This window comes from Candidatus Thermoplasmatota archaeon, assembly GCA_029907305.1.
Classification (GTDB): Archaea; Thermoplasmatota; E2; order DHVEG-1; family DHVEG-1; genus JARYMC01.
Map to the genome: position 1 here is coordinate 1 of JARYMC010000097.1, position 4,903 is coordinate 4,903.

The 4,903-nt window shown below is 34.8% G+C and carries 5 protein-coding genes; all 5 read right to left on the reverse strand.

Annotation, left to right across the window (positions count from 1 at the left end; all coding sequences use genetic code 11):
• Positions 1–108 precede the first annotated feature (108 nt).
• Positions 109–2,433 (reverse strand): aldehyde ferredoxin oxidoreductase C-terminal domain-containing protein, encoded by a 2,325-nt coding sequence (locus QHH19_06665; GenBank protein ID MDH7518005.1) that lies wholly within the window; start codon positions 2,431–2,433, stop codon positions 109–111.
• Between the two features lies 1 nt (position 2,434).
• A complete protein-coding gene (locus QHH19_06670; GenBank protein MDH7518006.1) occupies positions 2,435–2,884 on the reverse strand; it encodes a 4Fe-4S binding protein in 450 nt (149 codons plus the stop codon).
• Between the two features lie 15 nt (positions 2,885–2,899).
• Positions 2,900–3,556 carry a hypothetical protein gene (locus tag QHH19_06675; GenBank protein MDH7518007.1) on the reverse strand — a complete coding sequence of 219 codons (657 nt, stop codon included), beginning with the start codon at positions 3,554–3,556 and terminating at the stop codon, positions 2,900–2,902.
• Positions 3,557–3,558: 2 nt separating this feature from the next.
• Entirely contained in the window at positions 3,559–3,981 is a 423-nt protein-coding gene (locus tag QHH19_06680) for a hypothetical protein (GenBank protein MDH7518008.1), read from the reverse strand.
• Between the two features lie 70 nt (positions 3,982–4,051).
• Positions 4,052–4,771: a hypothetical protein gene (locus QHH19_06685; GenBank protein ID MDH7518009.1), complete on the reverse strand. Its 720-nt coding sequence runs from the start codon at positions 4,769–4,771 to the stop codon at positions 4,052–4,054.
• Between the last annotated feature and the right edge of the window lie 132 nt (positions 4,772–4,903).

Below are 4,903 nucleotides of genomic sequence, written 5' to 3' on the forward strand. Positions count from 1 at the left end.
GAGGGCAACTGCTGCGTTAGAGCCTAGGCCACCAACACCAGCTATGCCAACGCTAGACTGCCTAAGCTTCTCTCTTATTCTAGCATATTTTTCTCTGTTCATGTTGAGTTACCATTTCTCCCAATATCTGGGATGGATGCTTGGTGGTTTTTCACCTTTGCCGTATTTCCCACCCCATACATTAAGACCAGCTTTTTCATCCTCGTCTATCTTTTCCTGCAGCATTTTTAACATCCTTGGGTCATCCATACCTAATTGCCTCATTTTTTGAGGAGTTGGTACACCATTTGGTGTCCATCCTCTTCTATAGTAAACTGCATCAGCTAGTTTTTGGTACTGATCCTGCCTGTAGTCGTAGAGTATTTTCATTTTTTCTTTTACACTCATTTTATCTATCTGTTCTTTGTTAAACCCTTGTTTCTCAATTAACTGTTTATCATATCTATCTTTTCTTGAAATGTATTCCATTTCTGTTACAGGTCCCATTGATCGATATGGTATCCAATCATCTTTTCTTCTGCCTCTTCCCATCCAAACATTCATTGCTCTTTGCCAGTTGTAACAACGTTCACTTTGAAGTATTAATTCTTTTTTATCAACTTTTTTACCTGTAACAGCATTGAATAATTCCACATAATTTTGTACATGTTCAGGTACTTTAGTTGGTTCATCTGTTTCTGCATTGTTTGCAGGTTCTATATCATTCCATGGTAGTTTACAAAGTCCGTTTAATCCAAACCATGTTCTCCACATTGGGAAATAATGTAATGCTTCTGCTTTATCCTCAAAAGTTGGTATAGCATTGTTTACCATGTCCATGAAAATAAGCCATGCCTCATCATGTTGTGGTCCTTTAAGTGTCAGTCCGTAACCTCCCTGCATTGCTAGTGATTCTTTGGTTACATATTCTGAATATTCAAGACCCTTGCTTTCCATACCTGTATCTTCTATGAGTTTTTCATCGCCCCATCCTTTTTCAATAAGCCAGTCTTTTACTCTTCTAATTCCTTTTGAAGCAACATTAATAAATTCACCTTTTTCCCCTCTTGCTATTTTGTGTATAAATTCTAAAACAGCTTCTGCATTACCAAAACAAAGTTCAAGTCCATCACAACGATTTTTATTTAAAATCCCATATTCATACATTTCCATATAAAAAGCAAGAGCTGTTCCTGTTGAGATTGTATCAATACCGTAGGTATCACAATAAAAATTATACTCAAGAATCCATAGTGGATCCCATATACTCATATTTGAACAAGCAGCAATTGTTTCATACTCAGGTCCATCTACTGTGACTTTTTGACCTTTATAAGGACCTGTTTTAACCATGTAACCATCAACTGTTTTTGAACAAGCCATCGTGCAACCAAACCAGCATCCATCTGGAATAATTTTTGTAAAAAGCTCATAAAATTTTGTTGAATAAATTTTTGGTGCTTTAGGGAAACTACCGAATCTATAGTTTTCACATGGAAGTAAATCATAGGCATCCATTATTTCAACTAGATGCCCTGTTCCAACAGCTCGCATATTGCACTGGTATTTATCCAAATCTCTAATCTCGCGATGAAGTTTTGTCCCAACCTTTACTAATGTTTCTGGATCTGCAGGGTTATTTAAAAGTCCATGTACTTTTTCAACTTTGACAACAATTGCTTTAATTCTTTTATCTCTAAAAACGGTTCCAAGTCCACCGCGACCTGCTTGTTTTACTCTTGCTACTTTTCTTCTTATATCATAAAAAGAAAAATTTAGACAGCCCCACCAGCTGTGCTCCGCACCTTTTCCAGATGTTACAACAGCAACTTTTTGTCTGGATCTATCATTATCTTCAGAAGCATACATATAGGTTAATTGTTCAGTTAATAAATGGGTGTTTGTTTCTTCCAAAGGAGCTATTTCAACAGTTATTTTACCATTTTCTCCATCAATAAAAATTATAACATCATCTTTTGCTTTACCTTGAATTTCAAGTGCATCAAAACCTGCAAATTTAAGATAAGGACCAACAAAACCTCCTACATTACAATCACAGATAATATTTGTGGCAGGTGAAACAGTTAAACAAAGAGATTTACCAGTACCAGGGTACTGGGTTATTCCACAAAGCGGACCTGTTGTTATAACAAGATTGTTTTCAACACTGTCCCATCTGGTTTCTGATGTGATTGAATCCCATAATAGTTTAAGACCAAAACCACGACCACCAGTAAACTTGTTTTTCATCTCCTCTGTTACTTTTTTTTCCTTGATTTCCTTTTTTGATAAATCAATGTACAACGTTCTGTTTGCATAACCTTTTTGTACTTCTTGTTTTTTATAATTATAATCAAAAAGTACTCTATGGGCAAACCTCAGCTTTTTAAGATTCCATGTGTGTTTTGTATTTCCTGTTTTATATTCATCAATCGGTATCTGACCTTGTAACATTTTAAACCCCCAGTTTATGATAAACAATTTCTTTTATTTCATCAATTTTTACTTCTACTAATTCAAGAGCGCCATTTGGGCACGCTCTTACACAAGCACCACATGAAATACATTTAAAAGGCTGGATTCTTGAAACAGATTTTCTCATTGCGTTAATGGGACAAAAACCAACACAAGCCTGGCAGCCAATACAAAGATCTTTATCAAGCCAAACCACACCATTTTTCCTTCTTGTAAGAGCCCCAACTGGGCACATATCCAAACATAGTCCTCTCTGATCACAAACATGCATCTGATATCTATCACCATTTTTGATTATACGAATAGCTGATTTATCACCGCCATCCTTTGTCTTAAAATGAACCATTGAACAAGCTTTTTCACACTCAAGGCAACCATTACATTTCTCAGGGTGGAATTTCAAGATTTTAACTTTTTTAGGTTTATCCATTGTATTCACTTTTTTTTAAATTATTTTTAAAACAAACAAGGTGTTTAATATCACAGCAAACCAACACGTTACAGATATCATAGTAGTTATAGGGTAATACAACTTATCTTCAACAGTAGCCACATCTATTTTCTTTATCAATAGAGCAGCCGGTACAACAAAGCCTCCGATTAGAGCAGCTAGTAGTCCACGTGCTAGTATCTGTGGAATAAATGCTATTAGGTTCTCTACATGAAACCCAGCGCTTTGTAACAGCGGAGTCAATATTTGTGTTACAATATAGCCCCCCACAAAACAACAATATGATGTGATGATCCCCATGCTAACAGACATAGTATTTTTTTCTAATATCCTCAAGTCGAGAGATAACTTATACCATATAATTTCAAATATTAAACCCTCAGCTATTATAGCGATAGCAGAGCAGATAAAACAAGTACCAAACGGGTTAAATAATCTAAGAGCTCCAGCAACGAGACCCATACCTAGTTGCATACCTCTCTGTTTATAGAGTATCCTGCTGATAGCCATAAAACCAACAGCGAACAAACCAGCCATAATAGAACCAGCGGGTAAACCGGTGTTATGTAGATATGTACCAAGTATGTTTTCAGAAAAACCCCATAACGATCCAAATAATATTGTTCCCGCAATAAGTTTCATTTTGTTCATTATTAAATCACCTCGATTTTTATTACATATTTTACTCTAAATGCTTTTGTTAAATCAGAAAAAGCAACTGTCCCATCCTCTGTTAAAACACCATGCTGCATGTTTTCCCATGTTACAGTTTTTTCGTAATTATCAGCTCCTATAATTTTGTAATTATGACACAAAGGACAATCAATACCTGTCTCAGTGATCAACTCATCTAATGCTACACCAGAAAAATTCCCTCCATCTGGCGTTGCTATATTATGAATTTTAAAATCAGAAAATATCTGTTCTATGGTAAAACGTTGATTATTAACAATAATCGACTTCTCTGTTATGTAGGAAGAAACAGAAGCATTTGTCGCGTAAACATATATGGATGATGTGATTCCAATTAATAGAAGTATTATTGCTATTATTGGTATTAATTTTTCCTTCCCCATAAATACTCGTTTTTGGAAGCAATCAAACCTATTTAAAAATTATGACTAAATTTCTTAGAATTATTCTATTTTATCTTAAACCCTGTTTTCTTATTCTCTTCGCATATCTCCTAAGAGTTTCTTCATCTTCAGGTCTCCACTGTATCCTTTCAAGCAGAGCATAACCTATTTCATCGTTTACATTATCCATAGGCCATTTAGCTGATTTCTTATAAGCATCTAAAAATGTTCTGCAAAGCTCAAATTTTTCAGATGTAAACATAGGATCTGTGCTAAGAATCGATGCGCAAAGACTAGCGATGTCCTCAACTGGTTTACCAACCCGGGATTCCTCAAAATCAACACCCCATATTTCCTCTTTTAGGATGAAATTCTTAATATTAGAATCACCACGGATACGAAAACCATCCTCAGTCTTAAAATGCTCATGGAACGCTGTAAACCAATTAGCTAGCAAGCACAAAATCTTTTTTTTCTCACTCATAGAAACCGATACATCATTTATTACATCACATAGGTTTTTACCAGTGATATAACTCATTACAATCACATTGTTTTCATCATCTTTCTCGAGTGGAGAAGGCATAGATATTTTTGGAAAACCTTTTTTTAAAACAGAGTATTCTGTCTCCATATTTCTCTTTAAACCTGGCACATACCATTTTAAAACCCGTGGTTTATTATCTATTGTTACGTAAACCACAGTATTCTTTTTACTTTCAAAAGACTTCTGAACCTGGGCATCCTTGTATTTTTCACTATTTTTTATAAGCTCATTAATATCTCTCATATAACAGATTTCATTTATCTAATGGTTTAATATATTATAATCTTTCTCTAAGTATGGCTTCATCCCGAAATAAATAATTAAAGAAAAAAACATTCATTTTTTTCCTATTAGATGGGATGTGCCAAGAAAAGG